Annotated in this window: 18 protein-coding genes; all 18 read right to left on the reverse strand. The window is 40.4% G+C overall.

The window, feature by feature from the left end:
* Positions 1-60: 60 nt before the first annotated feature.
* A complete protein-coding gene (locus SATMO3_RS17305; RefSeq protein ID WP_371370991.1) occupies positions 61-1302 on the reverse strand; it encodes an aminotransferase class I/II-fold pyridoxal phosphate-dependent enzyme in 1242 nt (413 codons plus the stop codon).
* On the reverse strand, positions 1299-3098 hold the full coding sequence (gene hflX / locus SATMO3_RS17310) for a GTPase HflX (protein ID WP_371370992.1): 1800 nt from the start codon (positions 3096-3098) through the stop codon (positions 1299-1301). The genes SATMO3_RS17305 and hflX overlap by 4 nt, the downstream gene beginning before the upstream one ends.
* Before the next feature lie 53 nt (positions 3099-3151).
* Positions 3152-3373 (reverse strand): hypothetical protein, encoded by a 222-nt coding sequence (locus SATMO3_RS17315; protein WP_371370993.1) that lies wholly within the window; start codon positions 3371-3373, stop codon positions 3152-3154.
* Positions 3367-3957: a hypothetical protein gene (locus tag SATMO3_RS17320; RefSeq protein WP_371370994.1), complete on the reverse strand. Its 591-nt coding sequence runs from the start codon at positions 3955-3957 to the stop codon at positions 3367-3369. Before SATMO3_RS17320 ends, SATMO3_RS17315 begins: the two co-directional genes overlap by 7 nt.
* Entirely contained in the window at positions 3938-4543 is a 606-nt protein-coding gene (locus tag SATMO3_RS17325; protein WP_371370995.1) for a GTPase, read from the reverse strand. Before SATMO3_RS17325 ends, SATMO3_RS17320 begins: the two co-directional genes overlap by 20 nt.
* Complete coding sequence (locus SATMO3_RS17330) at positions 4528-4965, reverse strand: AAA family ATPase (RefSeq protein ID WP_371370996.1); 438 nt, start codon at positions 4963-4965, stop codon at positions 4528-4530. The genes SATMO3_RS17325 and SATMO3_RS17330 overlap by 16 nt, the downstream gene beginning before the upstream one ends.
* Before the next feature lie 108 nt (positions 4966-5073).
* The gene (locus SATMO3_RS17335; protein WP_371370997.1) at positions 5074-5304 is read right to left on the reverse strand and encodes a hypothetical protein; all 231 of its coding nucleotides are present in this window, start codon (positions 5302-5304) and stop codon (positions 5074-5076) included.
* Positions 5305-5998: 694 nt separating this feature from the next.
* The gene (locus SATMO3_RS17340) at positions 5999-6535 is read right to left on the reverse strand and encodes a hypothetical protein (RefSeq protein WP_371370998.1); all 537 of its coding nucleotides are present in this window, start codon (positions 6533-6535) and stop codon (positions 5999-6001) included.
* Between the two features lie 74 nt (positions 6536-6609).
* Positions 6610-9672, reverse strand: coding sequence for an ATP-binding protein (locus SATMO3_RS17345; RefSeq protein WP_371370999.1), 3063 nt, complete (start codon positions 9670-9672; stop codon positions 6610-6612).
* Positions 9653-10081, reverse strand: coding sequence for a hypothetical protein (locus tag SATMO3_RS17350; RefSeq protein WP_371371000.1), 429 nt, complete (start codon positions 10079-10081; stop codon positions 9653-9655). Before SATMO3_RS17350 ends, SATMO3_RS17345 begins: the two co-directional genes overlap by 20 nt.
* A gap of 10 nt (positions 10082-10091) precedes the next feature.
* The gene (locus tag SATMO3_RS17355; RefSeq protein WP_371371001.1) at positions 10092-10832 is read right to left on the reverse strand and encodes a hypothetical protein; all 741 of its coding nucleotides are present in this window, start codon (positions 10830-10832) and stop codon (positions 10092-10094) included.
* 637 nt (positions 10833-11469) lie between these two features.
* Positions 11470-12051, reverse strand: a complete 582-nt coding sequence (locus tag SATMO3_RS17360; protein WP_371371002.1) for a hypothetical protein — start codon at positions 12049-12051, stop codon at positions 11470-11472.
* Between the two features lie 312 nt (positions 12052-12363).
* Positions 12364-13293: an HNH endonuclease gene (locus SATMO3_RS17365; RefSeq protein ID WP_371371003.1), complete on the reverse strand. Its 930-nt coding sequence runs from the start codon at positions 13291-13293 to the stop codon at positions 12364-12366.
* A 170-nt stretch (positions 13294-13463) separates the two neighbouring features.
* Positions 13464-17258, reverse strand: a complete 3795-nt coding sequence (locus tag SATMO3_RS17370; protein WP_371371004.1) for a hypothetical protein — start codon at positions 17256-17258, stop codon at positions 13464-13466.
* 153 nt (positions 17259-17411) lie between these two features.
* Complete coding sequence (locus SATMO3_RS17375; protein ID WP_371371005.1) at positions 17412-17798, reverse strand: hypothetical protein; 387 nt, start codon at positions 17796-17798, stop codon at positions 17412-17414.
* A 76-nt stretch (positions 17799-17874) separates the two neighbouring features.
* Positions 17875-18183, reverse strand: a complete 309-nt coding sequence (locus SATMO3_RS17380) for a hypothetical protein (RefSeq protein WP_371371006.1) — start codon at positions 18181-18183, stop codon at positions 17875-17877.
* A 192-nt stretch (positions 18184-18375) separates the two neighbouring features.
* On the reverse strand, positions 18376-19566 hold the full coding sequence (locus tag SATMO3_RS17385; protein WP_371371007.1) for a helix-turn-helix domain-containing protein: 1191 nt from the start codon (positions 19564-19566) through the stop codon (positions 18376-18378).
* Positions 19567-19715: 149 nt separating this feature from the next.
* Positions 19716-25385: a DUF3320 domain-containing protein gene (locus SATMO3_RS17390; RefSeq protein WP_371371008.1), complete on the reverse strand. Its 5670-nt coding sequence runs from the start codon at positions 25383-25385 to the stop codon at positions 19716-19718.
* Positions 25386-25429: the final 44 nt, after the last annotated feature.

Below are 25429 nucleotides of genomic sequence, written 5' to 3' on the forward strand. Positions count from 1 at the left end.
ATACTGTTTTTCCTGTCATTATACAGCCTAGATTTAAGAAATATGCAAGAAATGTCGGTGCTATTGGCCAGTTATCGCACTGGCGGCTCCTAAAATACCCAGCATGGCATGTTCAAAAGTTAATCCGCCTTGCAGGTAGACAATATATGGCGGGCGGAGCGGTCCATCCGCACTAAGTTCAATTGATGATCCCTGAATAAAAGTACCGCCAGCCATTATGACCTGGTCGACATAACCTGGCATAGGACCGGGTACGGGATGAACATGAGCATCTACCGGTGAATACTGTTGCAATCCCTGGCAAAAAGCAATCATTTTTTCCGGCGAGCCTAACTCAATCGCTTGAATAATATCACTGCGCAATTCGTCCGGCTGCGGTACTGTTTTATAGCCTAAATTATTAAATAGCACTGCTGCGAATGTCGCACCTTTTACTGCCTGAGCCACTACATGCGGCGCGAGAAATAGCCCCTGATACAGTAAGCGTATATCCGCAAGAGTCGCTCCCAGCTCTCCGCCTAATCCCGGAGCTGTTAAGCGATAAGCAGCCATATTAACTAATTCTTCTTTACCGGCAATATACCCTCCTGACGGCGCAATACCGCCGCCCGGATTTTTTATAAGCGAACCGGCCATTATATCTGCGCCTACCGCTGTTGGCTCGGCAGTATCGACAAACTCGCCATAGCAATTATCTACAAAACATATGCAATCAGGCTTATGTTTTTTGATTTCTGCACAAACTTTCTTGATATCACTGATAGATAACGGTTTTCGCAAACTATATCCGCGTGAGCGCTGAATGAGTACCATTTTTGTATTGCTTTTTATATAGCCGGCAATTGCATCAATATCTACGCCATCTTGCGTCATGGGAATTTCCTGGTAACTGACGCCGCATTCCTTCAAAGATCCGGGTGTATGTACAGCATGTCCAACAACCGTTTGCATAGTATCATAGGGAGTTCCGGTAACGGCCAAAAGCTCATCCCCGGGCCGTAAAATACCGAATAAAACACAGGCCAGTGCATGTGTGCCTGATACAAATTGAGTTCTTACCAAGGCTTTTTCGGCACCGCATAAGTCTGCCCATACATTTTCCAGGCGCTCACGTCCGCTGTCCCCATAACCATAACCGGTTGTCGTCCGAAAAAGATACTCCGAAACCTGATGCTTTCGGAAAGCGGCAAGAACCTTGGCCGTATTTTGCGCAGAAATTTCATCAATCTTGTCAAACAGCGGGCGCGCCTGCTCAAGTGCTTTTTGTTTTAGCGCAATAATCTCATTAGAAAATAAGCTCATCTATCTTTCAACTCCTGGACGTATTTTTTACAACGCTCATATTGTTCAGGCGACAAAGATACCTGCACCGAAATACCCTCAGTTTGATATTCAACAGAATTAACTGTAGCAAATTCATAAAGTTTGCTGACAAAGCCACTGTCGTTATAGGGTATTAACAAGCTAGTATCTATTGTTGAAACGCCAAGGCTATCCTCTATCATGCTAAGCAATTTCTCAAGATTGGTTCCAGCCTCGGCCGATATTGCAATTGAGCCGGTTTCTCTAAGCATGCGTTCTACAAGAAAGGAATTGTCCACTTTATCGACTTTGTTATACACAGTTATTACATTCTTTGAAGCGGCGCCGAGTTCTTGCAGCACTTGATATACGGCTTGAATATGTTGTTCATATTGAGGATGACTGGCGTCAATGACATGCAAAAGCAAATCGGCATGAATTACTTCTTCAAGCGTACCGCGAAATGCTGCAATTAACTGATGAGGCAGCTTCTGAATAAAGCCAACCGTATCTGTCAGCAAAATTTCCTTGCCTCCCGGCAAATTAGTACGTCTTGTAGTGGGATCTAAGGTCGCAAATAGTTTGTCTTCCGCCAATACCCCGGCTTCGGTAAGTTTGTTTAATAAGGTTGATTTTCCGGCATTAGTATAGCCTACCAATGCCGTTGTAGGTATTCTGGAAGCATGCCTGCGTTCACGGTGCAAAGCACGATGCTTTTTCAGATTTTCTATTTCTTTTTCAATATCATTAATTCTCGATCTGATTCGCCGCCTGTCAACTTCAAGCTTTGTCTCGCCAGGCCCTCTGGTACCGATACCGCCCCCGAGCCGCGATAACACCAGCCCTTGGCCGCCGAGCCGCGGCAAATTATACTTTAACTGAGCCAGTTCAACCTGAAGTTTGCCTTCATGCGAACGCGCCCGCTGCGCAAATATATCAAGTATTAAGGCAGAACGGTCAATGACTTTAACTCCCAGTACCTGTTCTAAATTGCGTTGCTGGGCAGGTGAAAGTTCATCGTCAAAAATGATAATATTAGCATCCAATTCCTGACGAATTAGACTAATCTCCTGAACCTTACCCCGCCCAATAAAGTAAGTAGCATCGGCACGGCTGCGCTTCTGCCATACAGAACCTACAACCACGGCGCCGGCAGTTTCCGCCAACTGCGCCAATTCGCTGAGTGAATCACTGACATCCCATTCTCCCTGACGTTCGACACCTACAAGCAGAGCTTTCTCTGTTTCGACTATGGTTGAATTAGTCTCTTTGCTTACAAGCAAACGTTCAATCTGGGTTACTAGATAATTTAGGTCTATCTGGGTAAATTCAGCTAACGCTAACGGCCCAACCGTCTGAACCTCGTAGTTATCGGCTGTATGACCGGAAATAAAACCAAAACTGATTTCTTGAATACCGTCACGGACACCCATAGCAGCCATAATATCAAAACGCATATCTTTAAGCGATGCCAAGTCGACACTGCTTAACCGACTGTCTCCGCCCGGATGAGTATGTATGCAGCGAGTACCGCTGAGCCGGTTAAGCGCCCTTCTTCCTTCCGTACTCGGCAGCGGTACTGTTTTGTTATCACCAACAGCCACCTGGACGACGTTTCCCCGCCGGTTGATGTAGACAGCAATTTCCCGGTTTAACTGTTCGGCGATAATGGCCATATCCGTAGCTAGCTCATTGGTAATTGTTTGACCAAACGGAACGGTATGCTGATATAGTTGCTCCAGACTATCTAGTAGTATCTTTTTTAAGCCTTCCTTTTCTCCGTACACTTCAGGCAAACAGCAAACACTCCTAACTTTTGACTATAATTATAGTACTGTTACATAGTTTGTTATAAAGTATCCAAATCCCTGCTAAAACTTTCACAATTCGGCGTATTTATCCACATGGCGTCGCAAATATTGCATTTTCCTGTTTCCAGGGATTGTTGGCGCATTATTAGCGGCACAACAACTTCAGCTGCCTGGTATCCGGCTGACCAGCCATGTTTTTTTCCTATAAGATATCCCAGTAAAAAAGTCCCGATTACCAGGACCGCAGTATAGATCACCATACCTGTACCCTCTCAAGACGGCTGGACAGCAGATACACTATTGTGGTTCCAGCCAGCGCCGGAAAAAAAAGCTGATTATCAAAATCCCAGGCTAAAATTGTACATAGCAAAAAAACAACAATACATTCTACTTTCCCCAAACGGTTAGCCAGGTTTCGCTGCCCTGCCAATTGGTCGCTTTGGGCGTCTAGATAGTCATCAAACAATTGTACTGCCGCAACAAAGCAGACGGAGAACATCATCTGATTCCAGCCAAAAAGTATAATGCCAGCCGTAAAAGCTAGCATTGATTCCTGGAAGCCATTTAAACGGCTGGGAAACTTATCCCGCAAGCAGCTGAACATACCGACAATGTAACTGGCGAAAAACAAAGAGAGACTTAATGTTGCATTTATACCGGCAGCCAGTGCTAGTAAAAACATTGCGTACAGCATAGTTCCCCTGTCTAGAATCTCTGCCCAGTTCGGTTTACCGGCGATAGCGTCATAATCCATATCCAGGTAGTCATCCGCCAATTTAACAGCAGCCGAGCAGCAGGCAGCCGCTATAACTGTAGACAAAAACTCAAACATTTCTGGCCACACAGGCTTTCACCTCCCGAAATCCCTGGCTGTGTAAAGCTGAGACAGGAATGATTGCCGCCTTGGGAAAAGCGGTAGACAATCGCGAAAAGTTTTCTTTCGCGGTATTCAGGTCGTACTTATTACCGAGCATTAAATATGATTTTTTAAAAATGCCGTAATGATAGAATTCATGATCAATACTGCAATTTGAATAGACAAAGTCTTTGCTGATAAGCGATAAATCTACCACATGCAGGATAAGATCAGCCGAACGTAACAGGCTAATAGTCTGAGCCATACCTTTACGAATATTTTCTTCCGGATGGATTTGTTCACTGACACCACAAGTGTCTGTCAGCTTAAAGTTAACCGCTGTTTTACCAACCGTCATACGTAAGATCATCGACTGCAAGGAGCGTGTCTTATGTAAGCCCAATCCGCATAATTCCCGTTTTGCCTCTTCAAGAGAAAAATGCCGGCAAGTAACCAGTCCATCATAGGTTCGAAAGGTTACATCCACACTCTTCGCTCCAAGGTAACCTGAAAAATTAAGAGCAAACATAGTTTTACCGGAATTCGGCCTGCCGATAATTACACATTCGCGCATTGGTCCACCCCCACTAAGTCACATGGTTCGATGACCATCAGTTCTTCCCTGGTGGTAGAATGCTTAGAAATTAACCGCACAGCCTGTCGTCTGATCGCTTTCTCAATTATATTACGTACAGTACGGGCGTTGCCAAAATTATCGTCACTATTGTTTTCCGGGGGATTAAGAGAGTTTAATAAGGCGATTTTAGTTTGAGCGTCAAGCTGATATTGGCGTTTTAAACATAATTGTTCAGCAATCTGCAACAGTTCCTGTTTATTATAATCGGGAAAATCAATATGGATTGGAAAACGCGATCGAAGACCTGGATTGGTCTGCAAGAATTTCTCCATTTCTTTTTGATAGCCGGCCAAAATAAGGATAAGTTCATCTTTGTGATCTTCCATGGCTTTCACAAAACCCAGGATGCAAATCAGCATAAATAAAAGGCAGCTTTATAGCGATTCCGCTTGCTAGCTGCCTTGAGTGACGGTTAAATTATTGTAATCAAACTCAAAATAGTTTGTTATTAATCCCTCGAAGCATAATCAAACCTCATCATAGTTGACTTGCATTGGATCAAACCCCAAGTCCCTTACAACATCTTCCATTTCATAATAGTGATGGCCTGCATCGAATTGAGGATATAAGGTTCCAAAATCGGTAATAATTGCAATCCTACTAACCTGAAACATTTCACCTGCTCCAGCTCTCTCGCTTGTTTGATAATCACGAGAAATTTCAATAACATTAATCGGAATTGCATTTAATAGTGCCATATTCAAAGCCTCCCCGTAAGTACTTACTATTTTTTGATTATACCATTACCCTTAAAATGACACAACTGACGAGCTTTTCTTATTCGCTACTAAAAATCCATCAGTCACATCACCTTCAGGAATTTTTGTAATTCATTATGTATCATTAACACTTTTGTAATGACACGACTTGAAGGAGTACTAGACCTTTTGCCTTTGTTATTAATAGTTGGTGGAATCCAATAAATATAAGGTTAATAAACTATGTACTTTTTAAGTCTTGGTTATTTTTTGTAGTCCTTTGTAACAGATTGTGTCCAAAATGTGTCCTAAACAATTTTGAGTTAGTCTTATATTTTATAACCACGCTTCCGAAAATAGCTTTTACTACAAATATTATATCCTGTTATAAATATTTAATTGTAATTCTTTTGTCACACACTCCATGTGCATCGTATTTACATAACAATTTAAAAGAAAACACACTCATTTTATGTTCTCCTATACGTACTGTGTCTTGATAGAAAAATAATACTGATACGCGAAATTATAGTTTACACAAAGGTTCGACACCCTATGATTGCAAAATCGAATCAGCATACATTAATGATACCTATCTTATTATGATATACCACTCATTTGGGAATATTCATCTCTTATGTAATCTATCATCACCTTCAGCAAAAGCATTACACAAGATATATCTGCTATCTCTTTATATATTGACCAATATGTTGGCGGAATGCTCTATAAACGCATCACAAATTCTTCTACTTAAAGAATTTGTCCATGCAGCATTCGAAGTTTGTCTAATTCCTAAATACTCATATCTCTCTTCGGAGTCAATATCGGGCGTTTTGAATACAAACTTATCGTTTACCATGTATGAAACTGCTAATATCTTACGGGGTAGTTCGATTTCATGTACTTGGACAGGCAGCTTATTTCTTGTAAAGTTAAATACTTTTCCCCGCACCTCTATCTCATAATAATCTGCACCAATGCTATATTCTAAATAGTTTTCTTCATACCTCATATTGATTTCTTTAGAGAATTGCTTATTATTAATTACTCGGAATAATTCACTTATTACCGTTAATAGATAACTTTTCCCCGCCCCATTTGCTCCAATAATTACCGTTGATAATATAGTATCCCGCACTGAGTATTTATTTTTGGTAAAATCCACATTGAATAACTCTTTTTCTTTATGATTGACAATCAGCCTTCTCAGAGTAAATGGTGTATTCACTTCTGCACCTTCCAAAATTCCTATTAACGTCCAATAATAGCGCTTATATTAAACATCATAATACGAATGTTACATTATTTTATCAAAACCATAATAATGGCTATTATACTAATGACTATTGAAGCCACGACAAGTATTTTTGATGTATCCCGTCTCTGATTATTGCTATCAGAACATGTTGCAAGCTGCTCAACGTTTTTTAAGCATTCACATATGGATGCTAGCGATTGATTAATTTTATCAGTTTCTGTAGTACTAGATAGTTCCTTTAGTCTCGTCTCTTGTTGTTTCTTAATCTCCATAACGGTTTCAGTGTTGTAATAACCATTTTTGACACCAAAATAATGCTCAAGTATTAGAAAATTATTAGGAAAACTATACAATACAATTCCAGAACATAAATCTTTTTTCTGCTCGGTCGTTAGCCATTGGTATTCAAAAAGATTTTTTTTTGCTACGGCATCAAGTATGGCATTATTAACTGCTTGGTTATCAATTTTAAAATTATCACCAAATTCAACAAAGATATTATTAACTTCTTTTAGTGACAAATTTAGAATATTTATTAGTATTCCCAATGACTTATACGACTTAGCATATTTATTCATTTTATGGGGAGTAAATTCTGACGCAAATTGTCCCATAAACTTGACGAACACATTAAATGTGTCGGATGCACCATTTATTTCTTTATATAGTAATATTTCTTCATTATAATTGATTTTTTCATAGAGTCTATTTTGTCTAATGTAGAATTTCAGGGAATAGATAAGCAACTGCCTAATAGATTGTTCTATGCTTGCTTTTACTTCTGAAGAGTTATCAAAATTACCCAAAGCCTCTATTTCACACTTTAGAAAGTTTGAGATCTCATCCTCACACATCGGAAATAATATAAACGTATTTATTTTTCTTGAAATCTTTTCTTTAAATAAATCTTGCCCCAAAATATACTCTACTTCTTGTACATCGGCATTTTTTTTTTCAGAAGGCTTTGGTTGATTTTGTGCCAACACGGATGGGTCAATATTATCAACTTTCACCTGCATAGCCTCGTCAATCCGCCCATGGAAAATAACGGCTTCTCTAGCTTTTAAACGAACGAACTCTTTAATTTGCTCATCTTCAAGACCAATTGTATGTCCTACTATCTCCCTATCGTCTTTAGCAAATAATCGGTGAACTATTTTTAAATTGGTATTTTTAATAACATCAGGAGATAATTTGGTCGGTATCTGATCCGTTATTATCAAACCCTGTCCGTAAGTTCGGATTTCTGCCAAGATATTATTAAAAGTCTCAACAGCTTTCCCTTTCATATCTGAAACTTCTTGGTTGTTGGATGATTTTGTATTCTCCAGGAGGCGATGAGCTTCTTCAATAACCAACAAATTCTTTAGTTTTTCGGAATGTGTTTGTAGAGAAATATAGTGTTCATAAATACTGACCAACAGCAAACCCATCAAAAATACTTTCTCCTGATCATCTCCAATAAACTCCAATTCAATAACTGCTTGTTGAGTCAGCAATTCACTAATTGAATTAGACTTGCGATTATTAAGCATTAGCCCTTTTGCTCCATGTAACAAGCTACCAATTCTAACTTTTAACGCACCTTTTACGTCATTAGATAAATCATGGGAGTAGCCTACTTTACTAATTGCTTTATCAATTGCTAAATACAAATCCTCTAACGTCGGAAATAATTCCGCTCGCTCCAACATACCTTGATACCTATTGGTGCTGGATATAAAGTCCCACCCAGTACGATTATAAATATCGTAAAAAGCCGTTTCTAGTATATATGGCATAGGTCCATACATAGGGAACGCTGCTATAAAAATCGATTTTAGATGATCAAGATGAGTTTGTATGTGCATTTTCTTTGGAAATTCAAATGGATTTAATTTGAAGGATTTTGCATCATTTTCATCTGCTATACCTAACGTATAGCTTTTTAAATTCGGGCATTTAGTTTTAAGATACTGGTACTCCCTTTTGGCGGGTTCAACTACCAAAAAAGGTATGTCTTTTTTAGCAGCTTCTAACAACATATGTTTAATAGTACTAGTTTTTCCGCTTCCGGTTACTCCTGTTACAAATGCATGTTGAGTTAAATCATTCCAGCCTATTGAAACCGGAATACCAGTCTGCCTTTTTTTGTAAAGTTTACCTAATACTAATTTATCATATTCATTATCTTTTTTAGAAGAATAATTATAATCAATATCTGCACCAAATTCACAATGTTTATTAACCTTAACCCCCGGTATACCGGAAATTGGAACAGCGATAACAGATGCTACTAAATTTGAAGTCACATACATTAGATAATTAGGTACAAGTGATTTTTTCGCTATCTCTTGTAGCTCCTTTATATCATTTATCTTATATATGCTCGATGAGCCTGAGCGTTGTGAATAACTGCATAATTTGGCACGAATAATATTTGTCACTTTCCGACTTGCACATATTTTATATGAAACTTGCTGAAATATAGTACCTTGTGTTTTTAAACAGTAATAATGATTTTCTAATTGCTCATAGTCCAATTGTAATTTAATATCAACTTTCTGAGTGGAGTCATTATCCCCACCTACCAAACCTTGCCACACACTCTTTCCTATATTCAGTTGTTTTGCTACATTCTTTTTATATTCTTGCGATAAATTATTTATCTGATTTTCAAGGTCTATAATGTTATTATAAAGATCGATATTACGCAGGAGAGAAATTTTGATTAGAAAATCATCATTTTTATCCAAGGCAGACACTAATTCATCCAAAAGATTTTCTTCCCTATCTTTCAGAACTAAAGGCAATGCTGCCCCAATAAGCACAGTATCAGTCTGTGGTAAAGCCGGGCTCGGAGCTTCTTCCCATAAACAGCCCCCTATTGTTGAAAGGCTTTTAAATTCATCTTCAGTACATTCGACAAGATACGATAAACATTCATTTCGGTAAGATATCCACAAATAAATATTTGCGTTGCTTGAATTTGCCAAATGTTCTAATATATCTTTAGCTATTGTAAAACCTCTATTTAATCGGACTTCTATTTCTTCATTTCCTTGGTAAACATAGTATGTATCTTTCTCAGCGGGAATCGTTATTTCTTTAATGCGATAAAATGGCATCCGCATCTGCCTCCCCGAGATTCCAGATAAACAAATATTGTTCTTTTTCTATTTTTGTAAGATATTTTTCAAAAACATCATATAAATCATCACTCATTGCTGTTTTACTAGATTTAATTAATTTTTCAAATTCATTTTTGGGATATATTCCATTCATTAATAAATTTCGTATTACAACGTCTTCAATACCTTTAAATATTTCCTCATCATATAAATCAATTTTCATATTAGGTGCTAATACTTGCAACAGTTTTTCTATTTCAACTTTTATTCTTTCTGCTGTTGCTACTACTTTTACCTTTTCAGAAAAAGATAAATTTCTATCAAACATCAATGCTATATTTCGATTATACTCTTCAAATTTGATTTTTAACTTTGTGTCGTTTGTAATTGTAATCAATACTTTCATTTTAGCACTCCTAACATAATATCATTGCCAATTGAATACTACTTTCTGGGAGCATTACTACTAATTTGCCATCAGCTTCATGAATTTTTTTCAATACATTCTCTGTTGTGGCCACGTCATTTTTCATTTCCATAAAAGCGTCTTCATTAATACCTACGAAGGAATGATCCGAGAGTTTTTTACCTGCTGTTATTTGGGATTTTAGGTTTCCATTAATTTCATTTTGTAGATAAGTAAAGCTTCCATTCTTTATTTCAAATGAAGCAGTCTCTCCTTCGACAATATCATAGTTATTCTCCAAAATAACCTTGCCATCATAAATATTCACTTCTTTTAATACTACCGGACTATTTGCTTGATCTAATTGAATATCAACTATATTTGCTTTGTCAACGCCTTCTACCCTAATCTGACGGTTAATTGGCCCAGAGTCCGATAGAATTGATTCTGAAAGAGCCTCACCAATATCTCCTTTATTATTAGCAATTGTCCTATTAAACTCCGCTCTTGCTGCCTCCGGATTCATTCTCCCTAGCTCTTTTAAATCATTTAATTTTTGAAATCTAGCTTCATTTTCAATAAGATTATAAAAATTCTCCATTTGTTGTTCGCTGCATTGAATTTCATTTATTCCGCTACTTTCGTTAACAAGCCTTTGTGCTTCTAACATCGCTTCTTTACTTACTTCATTTGCCAATGTAACTTCCGCAGCTTTTTCAACAATAACAGCAGCTGTTGATATTGGTTCCACGCTATTCCTCCTAAAATATATTTAGAGTTAGTAATAATACAAATATATCTGATTTTCTAAAACTGATTGTTACTCGAATGAGCGCACAGACTACTATAGAAAATTCAAATATACTCAAAGACAGTTATTGGGGCTTTGTTCCTTGATAGAATTCCAAAAGAACTAAACTGACTCTCTCTCTTGATCCATACTTCGCTGGAATTTTTTGAAAGAAGATCAATTATACCTACTGCTAAATTTCGTCTTGTATGACTAAACAACAGCTCACTTTAGTTCTTTTTCAACTCGTGTAAATACTATCTAAACCGATGCCTATATAGTTCTGTTTCTGTTTGACTTTTAATGCTATGAAAAGAGAAACTACTACCACTCCTTTCCCGTACATCCCTTTTAAGTTTTGAAATGGAAGCCATGTCCCATAATAGCGCATATGTAAATGCTATACATGATTCTTTATTGCAGTATTTCCTGTATTTCATTAAGTACTTCAATTATTCTAAGTGCCTATTGAACAAGTACTTCTATTTACAATCTATATTCTGATGCCTCTGATATCTTACTCAACAATTCCGTTTCCATTAATATCGGTTGATAGATTTCTGGGAACATCTCCAGCTATTTGGGGTTGCAAAAGTACTCAAGTAGTTGTAGGTTCAAAATATAGATACCAATAATATCCATCTTCATCCTTTTTCACATTAGCTTTCTTTTCCCACTGTTGATCACCACTATATACTCTGGCATGTACTTCCAACGGATCAACTTTATCTGAATTCCCTTCTTTTATCCATGCTATCAATAAAAACAATTGATTTGCCTTAATCTTTTTCGAGATATAATTGGTTACCATCTGATAATCATTAGATTCTATCCCACCAAATACTGCAGATAGGTAACATTCTTCATCATACTTAAACAGCTTATCAATTGTTCCTCTAATTATCGTAGTTTTGTCACTATTTTCACGTTCCATATATAATATAGGATTTAATTTATCACTCTGCCAAAAAAGATCCGGTCTTTCTGCTTTACTATTCTTACCCCTCATTGTTTTTTCTCGAGTCGTTAAAAAACCAAGTTTTTGACCTAAATCAGCAAAATGACCTAACTCTAACGCCGTCATGTCGCTATCAGTGCCTTGCGTATTCCAATTTAACCTTCTATAACAATGAACATACCCATCAAACATGTGCTGTAAAAACTTAGTATCATCCATCATTCAAATATCCCTTCAACACAGAATTTTAACTTACCCTTTTTTAAAATGCAGCTCAATCAACTTTCTAGAATGAGTAGTATCTATTCGTTATTCAATCTATCCAGTTCTTTCTCTGTCCTATAACATCATTTATGTTCTCGGAAGATGTGTCAGCATACGAAATCAGCGTTACCATCCCTTGCAAGCAAGAATGAAAACATCAAAAGTCAGCTTGTTTGAGGGCAGATAGCTTTCTTCGGTCGTTTGTCATCACTTTTCTTGCCTAACATAATATATAGAGTCTTGATTTTCTTTCATATTTTGCCACCCTATTCATCCCAGATAAACATTCTCGTTATGCCATTCTAAATAACTTGGATCTGGCAACTGCTCTCTCCGTTCAGGTAAAATAATCAACCGGCTGCCATGATGGGCATAATACTCTTTGCCGTTGCCAAAATCTTCTTTAATGCGGTGGCTCACTTCTACTTTCAATGATTTATCAACAGTGATATAGCCTCGATCAAACAAGGTATGGAAATCCCGCCTGAGAAGCAAACCATTATTTATCGCATGCGGTCCATCAAGGCTGTAGGGTTTTATATGAGCTGCCTCAAGAACGGGCAGTGTTTTTTCGCCAGTAATTGCACATCTTCTCTGATATGCATCTGTAATCAATACCTTGAAAGCGCCTTGGCCGATTCTTGGTTTTATAAGTTGTTCTTTTCCGTAGCGATATTCTGATGCTTCTTCTTTGACAACTGATTGCACCAATTCTTGTTTTCTGAGCTTATCTTGCACCTGCTCAAACAGTGCTTGTCCAATGGCTTCAAATGCGTTATAGGTTTTCCCTTGTACAATATTACGGTTCCAGTCATTCGGAACGGGAATCCAGTCTCTTTCGTCCAAATAAAAAGGCATGAAAAGGATAATGCAACCTATTTGCGGGTCAGGGTCGGATAAACGGTTCGTCTTTTTGTATTTATATATTCGGCTCCTGAGTTCCAATAAATTGTTGGCTCCGTTGGCGATGCCAAACGCTTCCCACGCCAGCGACGACGGTAATATGGAAAATTTTAAAAAGAAGCCGCCGCCAACAATGAAATCCTTCGGGCTGTGCAATTTGAATAGAAACAAGTCGCCTTCCTGCAATACTTTGAAGTTCGTGCGTCCTCCTGGTTTCCAAAAATTAACCTCATCGCAGTTGGCTTGTTTTAATGTCTGAAACCAATCGAAATCTGTAATCCCAACATACATCTGCATGTGTGCATCACACCTCCTTCCATAGCATATTTAAAAAGTTGCCGACTTTTCTATTTGTAGAATTGAAAGAAATAAAAATTCAAGCGAACATTAATCACAAATATCTTTTCAGTAAAATGTCCACCCGAGAAACAGGCACTGCTGCTTACAGACCTTGTCAGCCTTATCCTTCATTCAAAACGTTCATTCTGTTCGCGCTCATATTTACGTTCATGCCCACGCTCATGTCTAATTTCCTCTGCAAAAACTTGCTCTCGATTTATTGCCCACTCTACTACATCCGTATTGTTGTGAGTTTTTAGATCGGAAATAAGTTTTAAACATTTGCCCATAAGCTCCGCTCTTGATCCACTCCACGCCGTTGGCCGAAAGGCAGAACTGAGGTTATTCAATGCTGTAATAGGATCGGGGCATTTATCAATAACAGTTAATGCCAACTGTGTCCATTCAAATACATCTGATTCCGTATTCTTTCGGTATGGCAATAAAGCTGAAGATAGAATGGAATACCTTGAGCCTGGATTGAGCTCACACCAATCTATTACTACATCTTCTGCTATCACTGAGAGAGGGATTTTGGCATTAATACCCCAATCAATTCGATGGTTAAGATTCTTCTCCGCTAAAATAGTATCAAGAAAAACAATTGGATGCATCTTGGCAAATGCTTCTAATACATGACGATAATCACTCAATAAGTGGATACTTTGCGTCATTAAGGAATTAACAATCTTGCTACATACTTTGCTTGCGTTTTCAGCTCCCCTTGCTCCGATAAAACATTTTTTAATAATAGTCGCCAAAGAATAATCCATATGACTTCTATTGTTTTTTAGCGAAAAATCGTACATTACAACTAAATCTTGGCCTACTGAAGCAATAATGCTGCTTAGGGATTTGTCGGCAGGATTCCCAGGCAATCTCATTCTCAGAATATCAATAGCAACTTCAATACCATCTGTTTGGGAAGATATTAAGCGAAGTAATTCGCTCAAATCCTCATCTTTAATAATCTCATTGCGTCTTCTATATCCTAAATTGCTATAGAGCCATATTGGTGCCACTCCAAAATCAAGTGACTGCTTAAGCCTCGTTATACCTCGCTCTGTGATTTGTACACTGATTTGTAATGTTGGAAATGCAGCAGCTAAAACACGATCTGAGACAGCCGCATCAAGTAGCTTTTCAGATACGCTTTGTTCAATTGCATTCAAAAATCCAATTAGTAAACCATACCGCCGTCTTGTTTCTTCAATTACTTGCAGGCCATCGGAAAAGGCCTTCCACATTTTATAGGGGTTAACACAATCATCAGCCAGTCCTTGACCAAAACTACATAATCTATAACTATCACTAGTTAAGAGTTCCGGTAATAACACATTGAAGACCTCGTCATCAGCCGCTATCTCTTGCCCTATAGAGCGCGTAGTTAGATTAATATTATTGCAGGTCTCAGTATAATCTTCATCTATTTCTATTGTATCGGCTAGACCTAAACCATTCTTGTTATCAGACAACGCATAAAGTCTTGCTTGGTCAATTAATTTCGTCGGCTTTAATAATGCATCTAGTTTATTTAGTCGCGATAGAATACTAGGTTCCATCCCATCTTTATGGAGCTTTCGAGTGCTCCTCACGGCTAACCAACCTTCTATCCAAACATCGTTACTAGAAATCATATTTACCACACACTCAAGCTCATCATAAATACCTGCGCTTAGCCACAGCCCACGAAAGTTCTCAGCTAAAACAGATTGAACTTTAGGTGCTACCGCTCGTTCAGAGACTGCAAGAGCAGCAGCATATTCAACGTAAACTTTATACCAATTTTTAATTTCTTGTTCAGTACTAGGGGTAAAACCATAATCTCTTGAGCGGGCCCCAAACTCAAAACCATAATTAGGACTGAAATGCCAAGTCTCTAAAGCAGCATCCAATAATGTCATGCCAAAATCAACCTGATCAGCTTGGTTAGATTCTACCAATTTTGCAATTATCTTCAATCGCTGCTCTGCTGTAGCGTGTGTACCTGACATATATAAATGAAATAAGGATTTTACCAAATGTCTTATTGAATTATTGTTCTCGTTAGGACTTTCAGAAATTGCAATGCGACATAGAAGTAGCGTAGATCGCTCAAATAGCTCTTTGTCATACGCTAATGATCGAAGAAGCCGAGTAAACTCAATATAATGAAAGCTTTTACGTAAAAAAAATTCTTGATGAGCTGTTTGGCCTAATACTCTCTCTATAGCTGCCAGTGTTAGCTCTGGATTGATTGGAGCAATATTTATAAATAAAGCAATTCCTAGATCATTTAGGTGGCTAATATCCTCTAAAAGTCCCTTTTCCGAAAGCCATCTCCCTGTTATTTCTTTTGCAGCATCACATTCATGCAAATAGCTTAACCGCCTGGAAAATGACATCAAAGACCGTTCATTCCCAGCTATTTCAAATGTACGGTATATTTCATTCAAAGGTATGTTTTCCAATGCCCTTCTAGCCAGTCGATTAGCAACAGCGTGAGGTAACAAGGCTCTCCAGTTACTTCTTTGCTGCACAAGATCTCTTCGCTTTAATTCGCTTGTAAGTTGAAAAAGATCTTTGTGGTTCATTCCGATTAATGAACCAAGTCTGTCCAATTCCGAAGCACTTCCCTCAATGGATTGACAGTCGAAAGAGTATACCAATGAGCAGACTTCAGCCGCCCTCAATAATGATTCATTAACCTGATTCCTCTGTTGAAACAATCTGGAGAAAAGTTCTTCATCCCTTAAATTTGCCAGATTCTCGCCGCGCCTAACGGTATTAGCTAGTGCAATAGCAATTCGGGCATTGCCACCAGAAAACTCAGCTATTGTGCGTGCATCAATATCGCTTATATGGTTAAAACGGACCTGTATCATCTTTTCAATCAGTTCATTGGAAGCTGGTTCTAAGCGAAATACTTCTGTTTCCTCTGGTTGGTCATCTCTAACATCATACTCTACAGTAATTAATCTAACCTGGCTATCAGACGCTGTACATATAGAAGTGAGACGCCTGTGTAATTCTGGCGGACAGTTGTCAATGATTAAGATAGCAGATTTTTGCAGAGCCACCAATCGTTCGGCCATATTTCCAGGGTGTGGATCAGGACTATCACTCATATCCGTATAGAATACTTGTGTTCGGTTTAGAGGTTTTTGGCCAATACGTTCATCAAATAAAGCTTGAAGCAGCCTAGTTTTCCCCACACCTGAAAGGCCTACTAAGCGTACGGAAGACGAAGGACGACTAAGTAGTATACGAAGTTCGTTAATACCATCTAATGCTGATAGGCCATCTGAGCCAGGATTAGCGCTATTATGCAACCGTATATGATTATCTATCATATAGTCCGCTTCAGTACCGCCAGGTGATTTTGTCCAGTTTCCATAGGTTTTCCACCCTTGTATTGAACGTCCAATCTTAACTCTTACCCAGAGTATAAGAGATGGATGGCTCCGAACCCAACTAGCAATTCTCTCGCGATCATAGAAATCCAATTTAATCTGATCAAAAAATGGGCAATCAAATAATGCTTCTTTCATCGCGCTTCTCCGATCTATAAGAGCGGAGTCTGCTAATGAGCCTTGACTACTGACAATAATATAAGCGCCGCCGGCTTGAGCTAGATCGTTTATAACCTTCCTTAATTCGCCACCCGGTCGCATTTCACTCGTGATGGCGGCCCGAGGCATATCAGGTTTCTTCACTTGATAACCTGTGATTGACCTTGGGACAAAGCAATCCTCGTGCAAAACTGCCGTTATTTCAACCCGAACGTCAAGTCCTCCGTCTTTGGCATTTTGATGCCCACTCCAGGTCACACCAGCGGTTGGGAAGTCAGCAGCACGAAGTTCTGCTTCACACAGAAGCCCAACGAGCCCTCTTAAATCTGAATCACTCAAATCTCGAATATCATTCCCGGTAATTTCAAGCATTAGGTAACCCCCGCATTTAGCGCAACATAGAAATGCTCTGCTCTTTCTAGACCTAGCATAAAACTATTCAAGCAATATAAATAACAACACCATAAATCAGCGCAAGGTAAAAAAGACTGACCGTTCCTTCGTTCTTCTTAAGAAGCCTACTAATTACCAATCCCTCCAAGATCGCCTATGCCGTGGAAAATGCAACTCGTTAGAAATCCCAGCTTCATCACATATTTCTGAAAATATTTTAAGTATCTCGACCCGCGTCAAATCAAACCATGCACCTAATTGGCAGTCATTAATACAATAAAACTGCTTTCCTCCATTTACTGACCCTAAGTGAATATCGTCACTTCTTACAGCCAGTTCGTATCTTTCGCGTAACGCCCTAAGTAGATCGACAATGGCATTCATTTTTCTTCTCCACGATATATTTGATAAGAAGGCTTTCCCTCTTGATGTTTGGAGTATTGTTCCATCTCTTGCTCTTAGCGCGCCGGTATTAATAGCGGTAATAGTATCCTCTATAGCTTTATCGAAGCTCTCCATTGACCCTTCTTGATGAAATGGATCTTGAAAGGCTGGACGGTCAAAACATTGGGCAAAAAATTTAATTATTTCTCGGTCATCGACAAAAATTAATTACACTATTATTTTGTATTTCTAATAGAGCTGCTTTTTCTGATAAATGTTTCCATTCAAACAAAATACTGGTGGAATAGAATACTGGGTCATTATCAATCAGTTTCGCACAATTTTGGCAAAGCCATATGCCATTATCAATAGATTTCCTTTCTTCCGGGGTTAATCGCGAATCGTATCTTGGACCATTCAAAGATGCAGCACTAATATGCGCCGCAACACCAATATTAATTGATGCTGCTGAGTCTATTTGGGGACCACTAGTTAACTTTCTACAATTGGGGTTAAACATCTAAAACCAACCCGTTTGGCAAGCGTCTCTTTTGTATTCAAGTCAAAATTATCACGACTCATAAAACTAGTTCCCCCATTTATCGAAAATAACTATTCTTACCTAAGTCCTCAATAGATAACGCTAAGACTCAACGCCATTGGTCAATAAGCTCAACTATTAGTCCGCTACAGCAAAAATACTGTTATTCAATTATTTTAAATAACTAGATTGTATATTTCCATTTTGATCAAAACAAACAGATGATTTGAATCCAAAAGCGTTAGACAGTGAGTTAAAAACCGGTCTTAATGCACTATCCATTGAATCTCCATCATCTAATATTCCGTCTAGCGATTGTATAATCATTCTATCAAGTGGCGCGGAAGTACCACTCCAACCATCAGCTTGGGTATAATATCCTTTTGCATTTAGAATTGTGGCATAAATATGCCATGGTTTAGGGACATTCAATTCCAATAATACATCTCTATATCTATAAGCTGCTTGTATAACCGCCTTTTGTGTCTCATTCCAGGCGTAAACTTGGTTTGGCTGATAACCTGAAACTAAACGAATTTCTACCGCTTCAATAATGCCATTATGAAATATTTGGGTATATGTTTCTATTTTCCTTGTTGAAGAATCTACTGAATAGATACAAAAACCGTCGGCATTATAACGGTAACTCCAACCGTCTCCAGAAATGGGCAAGAAACTTCGATTATGGTCGACTATTTTCAGATCAATTGTATTTCCAAGTTCAAAACTCCATTTGGGAATAATATGAAATACAAGCTTTGCTTTCGCCCCTAAATCGCCAACACATTCATTTGCTAATATCATTGAAATTCTATCTTTGCGAAACTGCTGAATTTGACTTTGCATATACCCCAAATGCAAAAATTGTTTTCGTAAATCGTCTATATCCATGTATGTTATTCCGTTAGCATATCGCATATAAAATTCATCTTTGTTACCATCCCAAAAGCTGTGTGGGCGAGCATAACTTTTTGGTACATGGATTACAATAGCGATGGTACCATTGGTTAATTCAACCGGCTTACATTCTATGCCATGTAAATGAGGACGTATTCGGGATAGTACTAGCTGACGAAAAGATGATAACCAATTATCATATTGCGTCAATGGAAATCCTGCTCCTGTTATTTCTATAGGTAACCTATTATTATCTTCTTTCATGCCGATAATAATAAATCCACCGTTTGTATTTGCAAAAGACACTATTTCTTTCATGAATTTATCTTTGTTTTTTTCATCTATTTTGCCATTGGTAAAAGAATAGTCCTTATATTCTAATTCCTTATTCTCAAAGACCTGATTGTCAATAAGTTCTTGAAGCTTTTCTTTAGTTAAATCTTGAATATTAAAAAACATCATCATGCCTCCTCTGAGCTTGCTTTACCTGTCACTAGGATTTTTTCAGTCTATAATATAAATCTGTGACAAGACACGAAGAAAACTCTCACCCTGGTTACCAAGATTTCCATTCTTCCATCATCGTGTTAGCTCTCATGATAATCAAACTGTCTTTATTTTTTCAAAGTCAAGCTATCGCCGTTGACCGTAGCAGCGCCCTTCTGCTGCATTTTTTTTGCCACGGTTTCCAGTATACCCCTTATCCGGGGTGTAGCTCTCTGTATGCCGAACATCCTGGCGGTCTCTGTAATAAGTCCGTCGAGTGAGATTCCCACGCATTGCCGGATGATAAGCTCCATGGCTGCTTGTATTTCCTCTGGAGCTATCAGTTCTACCGCTCTATGCGATGCCTCTGAGCGTCCGGGAATTCTGGGGATGACCCCGATTTGGTTCTTGGGCCAAAGGAATTCGCCTTGAATTATGATGTTTCCGCCATTAGCCGCGCGGTTCACAGCCGTGTAAACAGCTTGACGCATCCTTTCCCCTACCTTGGACAAAGAATAAGCCTCCGCCAGACGTTTGGCAACGATATTAATATGAACCGGGCCTTCGGTATCAACAATTTTCCGTGCAAGCCACGCAAGCCTGTTTAAATTCTCCGCAATATGAAAAGGTAAGTCCCCCTGTTGACCGGATAAGTTGCAAATCTGATACTCACTGGTTCCCTTAAGGTCCTGAACATTGATAGGCTTCGCTTCTGGAATTTGAACCTTCTTGACTGTTACCCTAGCAGCCGCCGGTCCAATAGGATCGGCACGGGGAATACTTGTCGGATCGTTAACCGCTTCCTCAAGAGCTTTTTTTAAATTTTCGATTTGCCGCTCCTTGTGGCGGAACCAATCCTGGGACCAAATGCGGTATATCCTCCAGCCAAGTCGCTCCAGAACCTGCTGGCGCAGCCGGTCGCGGTCGCGCGCCGTTTCTCCTGAATGGTAACTCGCTCCGTCACATTCGATGCCTAGAAAAAATCGTCCGGGTTCGGAGGGATGCAAAATGCCTAGGTCAATCCTGTAGCCACTGCAACCCACCTGAGGTATGACAGCATAACCAAGTTCGCGAATGACTGCCGCAACACTTTCTTCAAACGGAGATTCTTCTTCTCCACGGCCAGCGGGATGAGTAATTTCAAGGGCCGAAGGACCCCGTTCGGCGTAATCCAGGTATCGATATAGGTGGAGTGCACCTGGCTTAGGGTTTTGGGAAAGATCGAAATCTGATGCCTTAATAGAACTTACGACTAGAACCTTTTCCCTCGCACGCGTGATCGCGACATTGAGGCGTCTCTCTCCACCTTCCTGGTTGAGCGGACCAAAGCTCATAGTCATGCGACCTTGACGATCATAGCCGTAACCGATACTGAATATCATGACGTCCCGCTCGTCACCTTGGACGTTTTCAAGACTTTTAACAAAAAAGCCCTCTAGCCGGTCTTCATTGAAAAATCCCTCATAAGCTGAATCTTCATTGCGCTTCTTTTCAAGCGCATCCTCAATGGCATCTGCCTGTTGCCTACTAAAGGCTACAACACCAAGGCTCTTGCCAGAATGAACTTCAAAGTGTTTAAACACCTGTTCGGCAACTACTTCCGCCTCTCGCAAGTTCCAGCGTCGGCCGCCTCTTTCGTATACGCCATCTGGGACGTGAACCATCTGAACGCCGTAATCTGGATGTTCGGCTACAGCAGAGGGGAATGTGACGAGATTGCGATAAAATGCAGAATTAGAATAAGTAATAAGTGACTCATGCCGACTGCGGTAGTGCCAACGAAGCGGAAAAGGCGGCAGAAATGCCTCGCACTCGTCGAGTACGCTGCTATAGCCAACAGAAGAAAAGGTTTCTTCGTCATCGTTGGTTTCAGGTTCCTCACCTAAGGAAGAAAAGAAACTGGTAGGTGGCATTTGCTTGCTATCGCCGGCGACGACGACTTGTTTACCCCGATAAATGGCAACGACCGCATCTTCGGTGAAGATCTGCGATGCCTCGTCAAATATGACAAGATCGAAACTAAATCGATCTGGGTTGATATACTGACTCACGGATAGCGGACTCATCATCAAGCAAGGCTTGAGTTTAAGGAGAAGATTGGGTATTCGCTCGAACAACGTGACAAGCGGCAGAATTCGGCGACTCTTCTTGGCCTCCCGCCGAAGTAATGTTACCTCAGAACCTTGGGCGTCGAACCCGTTGGCCGTCGGCCGTCGAGCATTACATGCGTGAATAATGGATGCAGGTGTAAGCTCAACGATTTTGCGATCTATAATCCGGAATTCAGCTACCAATTGCTCGTGATTCACCCCTTTGAAATTAGCCAACGCCGGTACTGTCTCGATGAGGATACGAACTTGCTCGGCGGCGATTGACTTTTTCAGAATCCGAATTAAATCGCCTGATTGAGGCGGGTTCTCACTAATATTTTGGATAAAGTCCTTGAGACCAATCGAACACAGACGACCGAACTTGCTCTTGTAATCTACCCAGTGTTCAAGGTCTTTTACCCTTTCGATCAAAAGTTTTGCTTTGGCGGAAATATCAAAAAAACCACAATCCTGGAACTGAATAAGATTAGGTTCGAAAAAGTCTTCGATATTTTTCACAGCCTGTTCGGTACGGGCGTGTGCTGCTCGTAGAGTTGTGGAGTTGTAAGGCAGCGCATCGCCCGAGGATAGAAATTTTGCGAGTTTCTCAGCAATTTCCCGTCCTTCATTTAACCGTTTGAATCTTTGTGTCCATTCTATAGCCGCCATGACTTCCGACCAGCCCGTATCAAGACCACGAAACCGCTTACCGAAAAGAGACTGGAGCCGTTCAGATTCCCTTTTCATCTCTTCAGCTATTAAATCTAAGTTGAACTTTGACACTAGATCGGAATGAATTTGCTCAAGCGAGTCAGGACCAGAATGACCTTCGGCAGTATGGATGCAGTTAAGTCCGGCGGCCAACCGGCGGAGAGCATCCGAAAGCTCTTGCGTCCAGTGGATTAACTCCTTGGTATTACACTCTTCGAGCGGCCTGCCCAGCAGAGCCATTTTGGAAACATCGACATAGGCTGCGAGTTGACGTGAAACGGATAAAATAGCCTCCCCATTTTCCACTATCCGCTTGACGGCTTCTGCAGCTTGCGTGGAAAATCTCCCTCCTTGTTTAGCGCAAGTCACCAAGCCGGAGGGGACTTCCCCTCCAGTCGCTTCCAGCAAGGCGTCGGCAGTATCGAGGGCTGCAGAAATTTCCGCAAAATCAGTATCCTCGCCTTTGAAATAAAAGCCTAAAGCTTCCTGGGCAGCAGGACGGAGCGCTTCGAGCTTACGAGAAAGGCGTGAAAGATTTCTTCCTATGTTAAAGTCCGCTACGATGTCGTTTGGAAGACGTAAGTCACGGGTAAGAGACAACAGTTGTTTGCGTGCCGTATACCAACCTGGATTAAGCCATGCAAGGGGAGCATTGTACGTGATTCCGGAAAACTGCAGAGCTAATTCAGTATGATCCAGTTCCAGATATTCTTCTTCGTAGCGCGTAAGTAAATCAGCCTTAATTCTGACAAAATCAGCGTAATCTGCCCGGTTAGCATTTAGGAAGGTTTTTGCTCTTTCAATCCCCTCTGTTGTCAGCCATCTTTCGTCAGGGCGATTCTTACTTAAACATAGCGAAGCCAGATGCTGGAGTAGCCCTGCGCTTTCCATGGAGAACGGCGCAGTTTCGCAATCGAAAGCAGACGCCAACAAATTGCAGTCGTCTTCGAGGCTCTCAAGCAGTGAAGGCAATACGTTTAGCACTTTAGCCAAGTTTTCATAGCCTGCAAGCAATTTTGAGCCATCGGGATCTTCTGGCAACTTCGTTGTCGCATCCGTCCACGCTGCTTTTATCGTTTGGCTGGTCTCAGGTGTTAAGCTGAAAAACGATTCGTCGTATCGGGCTGCAAGTTTCGACCGGGTTGTCCAGTATGATTCCGACAGGCGACCGAATTCTTTCGCTTCGGCAAGAATTTCGTCTAGAGCAGACGATGCTAACCAAGTCGGATCAGGGGTCTGCCGCTTCTCAATATGAGCCAGCATTTCCTCTAACCATTTCGTTTCAATCAAGCTGTCAGCGATTTGAAGCCCAGTCGTTTCAACGGTATGATCCTTGAGGCGTCGTAGCGCATCAATTGCCTCTACGGTTTCATTCAATAACGCGACCCATTTGTGCTCGATAGCAACCGAATAGTCGGATTCGAGGCAACCACGCCAAGGAAAGTCTTTACCTTTGACCGCAACATGCCATACGGGCACCATAAAGCGTAAGGTGTCCTCCCATATCTGCACACGTGAGGGAGAAAGCTCGTCGAGCTTGGTCATACCGAGTTCTACAGCCTCAATATCATCTGTTGCCGCAACGAATGCCTGCCGAGCAGTACGACCGATCTCTGTCCGAAATGCATGAAGTGCCGTAACATACTCATTTAGACTCTTTCTATGTGCCGAAAGCCTTGTATAGTCCTCTGTCTTGATCCCGTTTTGAGGCTCAAGCCAATTCTCCATACATGAGTAGAGTTCGTCTACAACTTCCTTCTTGTTCTTTTTACGGCTGTGAAGTTCAAGACAGAAAGTTCCGAGCTTTGCCCCACGGAGCCTTTTAGCTACAACTTCCAATGCGGCCATCTTCTCGCTGGCAAATAAGACAGTCTTGCCGCGTGCGATAAATTCAGCGATTATATTGGCTATGGTCTGACTTTTTCCTGTACCGGGCGGACCTTGAAGAACCATGCTTTGGCCGCGCAAAACAACTTGTATAGCCTGCTGTTGACTTGAATCGGCATCAAGAATCTGATAAGTAGCTTCGGGCTTTTGGACGTTGTCTAAGTTCCGTGTATCCCTAATATCGGCAAGATCAGCCTGAGGCAGGTTTCCTCCGCAAAGAGCGTTGACACATGTGTGTCCGGCAATAACCTCAAAATTTTTCTCAAGATCCTGATACATGCCCAGCTTTTCGAAGGTAAATATTCGCAGCGCAACAGTGGGCTCAACTGTCCAGCCTCTTTCATAGACTAAGTTCCGAACAGAAGCCATGTATTCATCTACATTCATCTCGTCCCATTCATCGGTTAGAGGCGGCAGTTCAATGTTAAAATCTCGCCGAAGTTTCACTGCCAGCGCGGGATTGATAACCAATTCCTCGTCTGCTGGAAAGAGTTCAAACGGATGATGGGCAGACTCCCGTTTCAACTCTACAGAAAAAAGCAATAACGGTGACCGTAATGATTCCTCTGCGTTTTCTTCTTTCCATACGAGCATACCAAAAGCCAGGAATAGTACTCGAATACCGCGTTCCCTGTATTCCTCGGTCTCTTTGCGATAAAGATTTTTGAGTGTATTGTTAATTGTTTTCCTATCAAGTTTTCCAGCGACCAATACCTTATCGAGCTTTGTAGGTAATTCAGCTCCAGGAGCAGGATCAACGACGCCCTCTTCTACTTTCTCTACGGCCTCTAAGGCTTGTTCATTGTTAGACAACGAATGTATAGCGTTTCCGATTTCGCTACTATTTGACTTCTGTCTGTCCGTAACGGATTCATCAGTTTCAGATGAAATAGGCTTCTCTGACACTTCTGGGGGCAACCAAAAGGCGAAACTACCGTTTTCTATGCAAATAGTACGAAATATTTGATCTGCTGACGGTATCGTGATTTCCAAAGTGCTGCTCTTCGTCCGCTTATAATTAATCAAACCATTTTTACGCGTGAGATCAATCAACCTCTGCTTCCATTCGTCTATTCTTTTGCGCAGAATTTCATCAGCAACTCGGGGCATCAAGACATCTCCTTTTCAATTTGCAGACATATCTTAAACGAAAA

The sequence above is a fragment of the Sporomusa aerivorans genome (assembly GCF_041428895.1).
GTDB lineage: Bacteria > Bacillota > Negativicutes > Sporomusales > Sporomusaceae > Sporomusa > Sporomusa aerivorans.

Bases quoted from the DNA above. Each gene is read 5' to 3' on its own strand.
- SATMO3_RS17305 (WP_371370991.1), bottom strand. From the start codon at position 1,302: ATGAGCTTATTTTCTAATGAGATTATTGCGCTAAAACAAAAAGCACTT.
- SATMO3_RS17315 (WP_371370993.1), bottom strand. From the start codon at position 3,373: ATGGTGATCTATACTGCGGTCCTGGTAATCGGGACTTTTTTACTGGGA.
- SATMO3_RS17325 (WP_371370995.1), bottom strand. From the start codon at position 4,543: ATGCGCGAATGTGTAATTATCGGCAGGCCGAATTCCGGTAAAACTATG.
- SATMO3_RS17330 (WP_371370996.1), bottom strand. From the start codon at position 4,965: ATGCTGATTTGCATCCTGGGTTTTGTGAAAGCCATGGAAGATCACAAA.
- SATMO3_RS17335 (WP_371370997.1), bottom strand. From the start codon at position 5,304: ATGGCACTATTAAATGCAATTCCGATTAATGTTATTGAAATTTCTCGT.
- SATMO3_RS17345 (WP_371370999.1), bottom strand. From the start codon at position 9,672: ATGCCATTTTATCGCATTAAAGAAATAACGATTCCCGCTGAGAAAGAT.
- SATMO3_RS17350 (WP_371371000.1), bottom strand. From the start codon at position 10,081: ATGAAAGTATTGATTACAATTACAAACGACACAAAGTTAAAAATCAAA.
- SATMO3_RS17360 (WP_371371002.1), bottom strand. From the start codon at position 12,051: ATGATGGATGATACTAAGTTTTTACAGCACATGTTTGATGGGTATGTT.
- SATMO3_RS17365 (WP_371371003.1), bottom strand. From the start codon at position 13,293: ATGCAGATGTATGTTGGGATTACAGATTTCGATTGGTTTCAGACATTA.
- SATMO3_RS17370 (WP_371371004.1), bottom strand. From the start codon at position 17,258: ATGCTTGAAATTACCGGGAATGATATTCGAGATTTGAGTGATTCAGAT.
- SATMO3_RS17375 (WP_371371005.1), bottom strand. From the start codon at position 17,798: ATGGAGAGCTTCGATAAAGCTATAGAGGATACTATTACCGCTATTAAT.
- SATMO3_RS17380 (WP_371371006.1), bottom strand. From the start codon at position 18,183: ATGTTTAACCCCAATTGTAGAAAGTTAACTAGTGGTCCCCAAATAGAC.
- SATMO3_RS17385 (WP_371371007.1), bottom strand. From the start codon at position 19,566: ATGATGATGTTTTTTAATATTCAAGATTTAACTAAAGAAAAGCTTCAA.
- SATMO3_RS17390 (WP_371371008.1), bottom strand. From the start codon at position 25,385: ATGCCCCGAGTTGCTGATGAAATTCTGCGCAAAAGAATAGACGAATGG.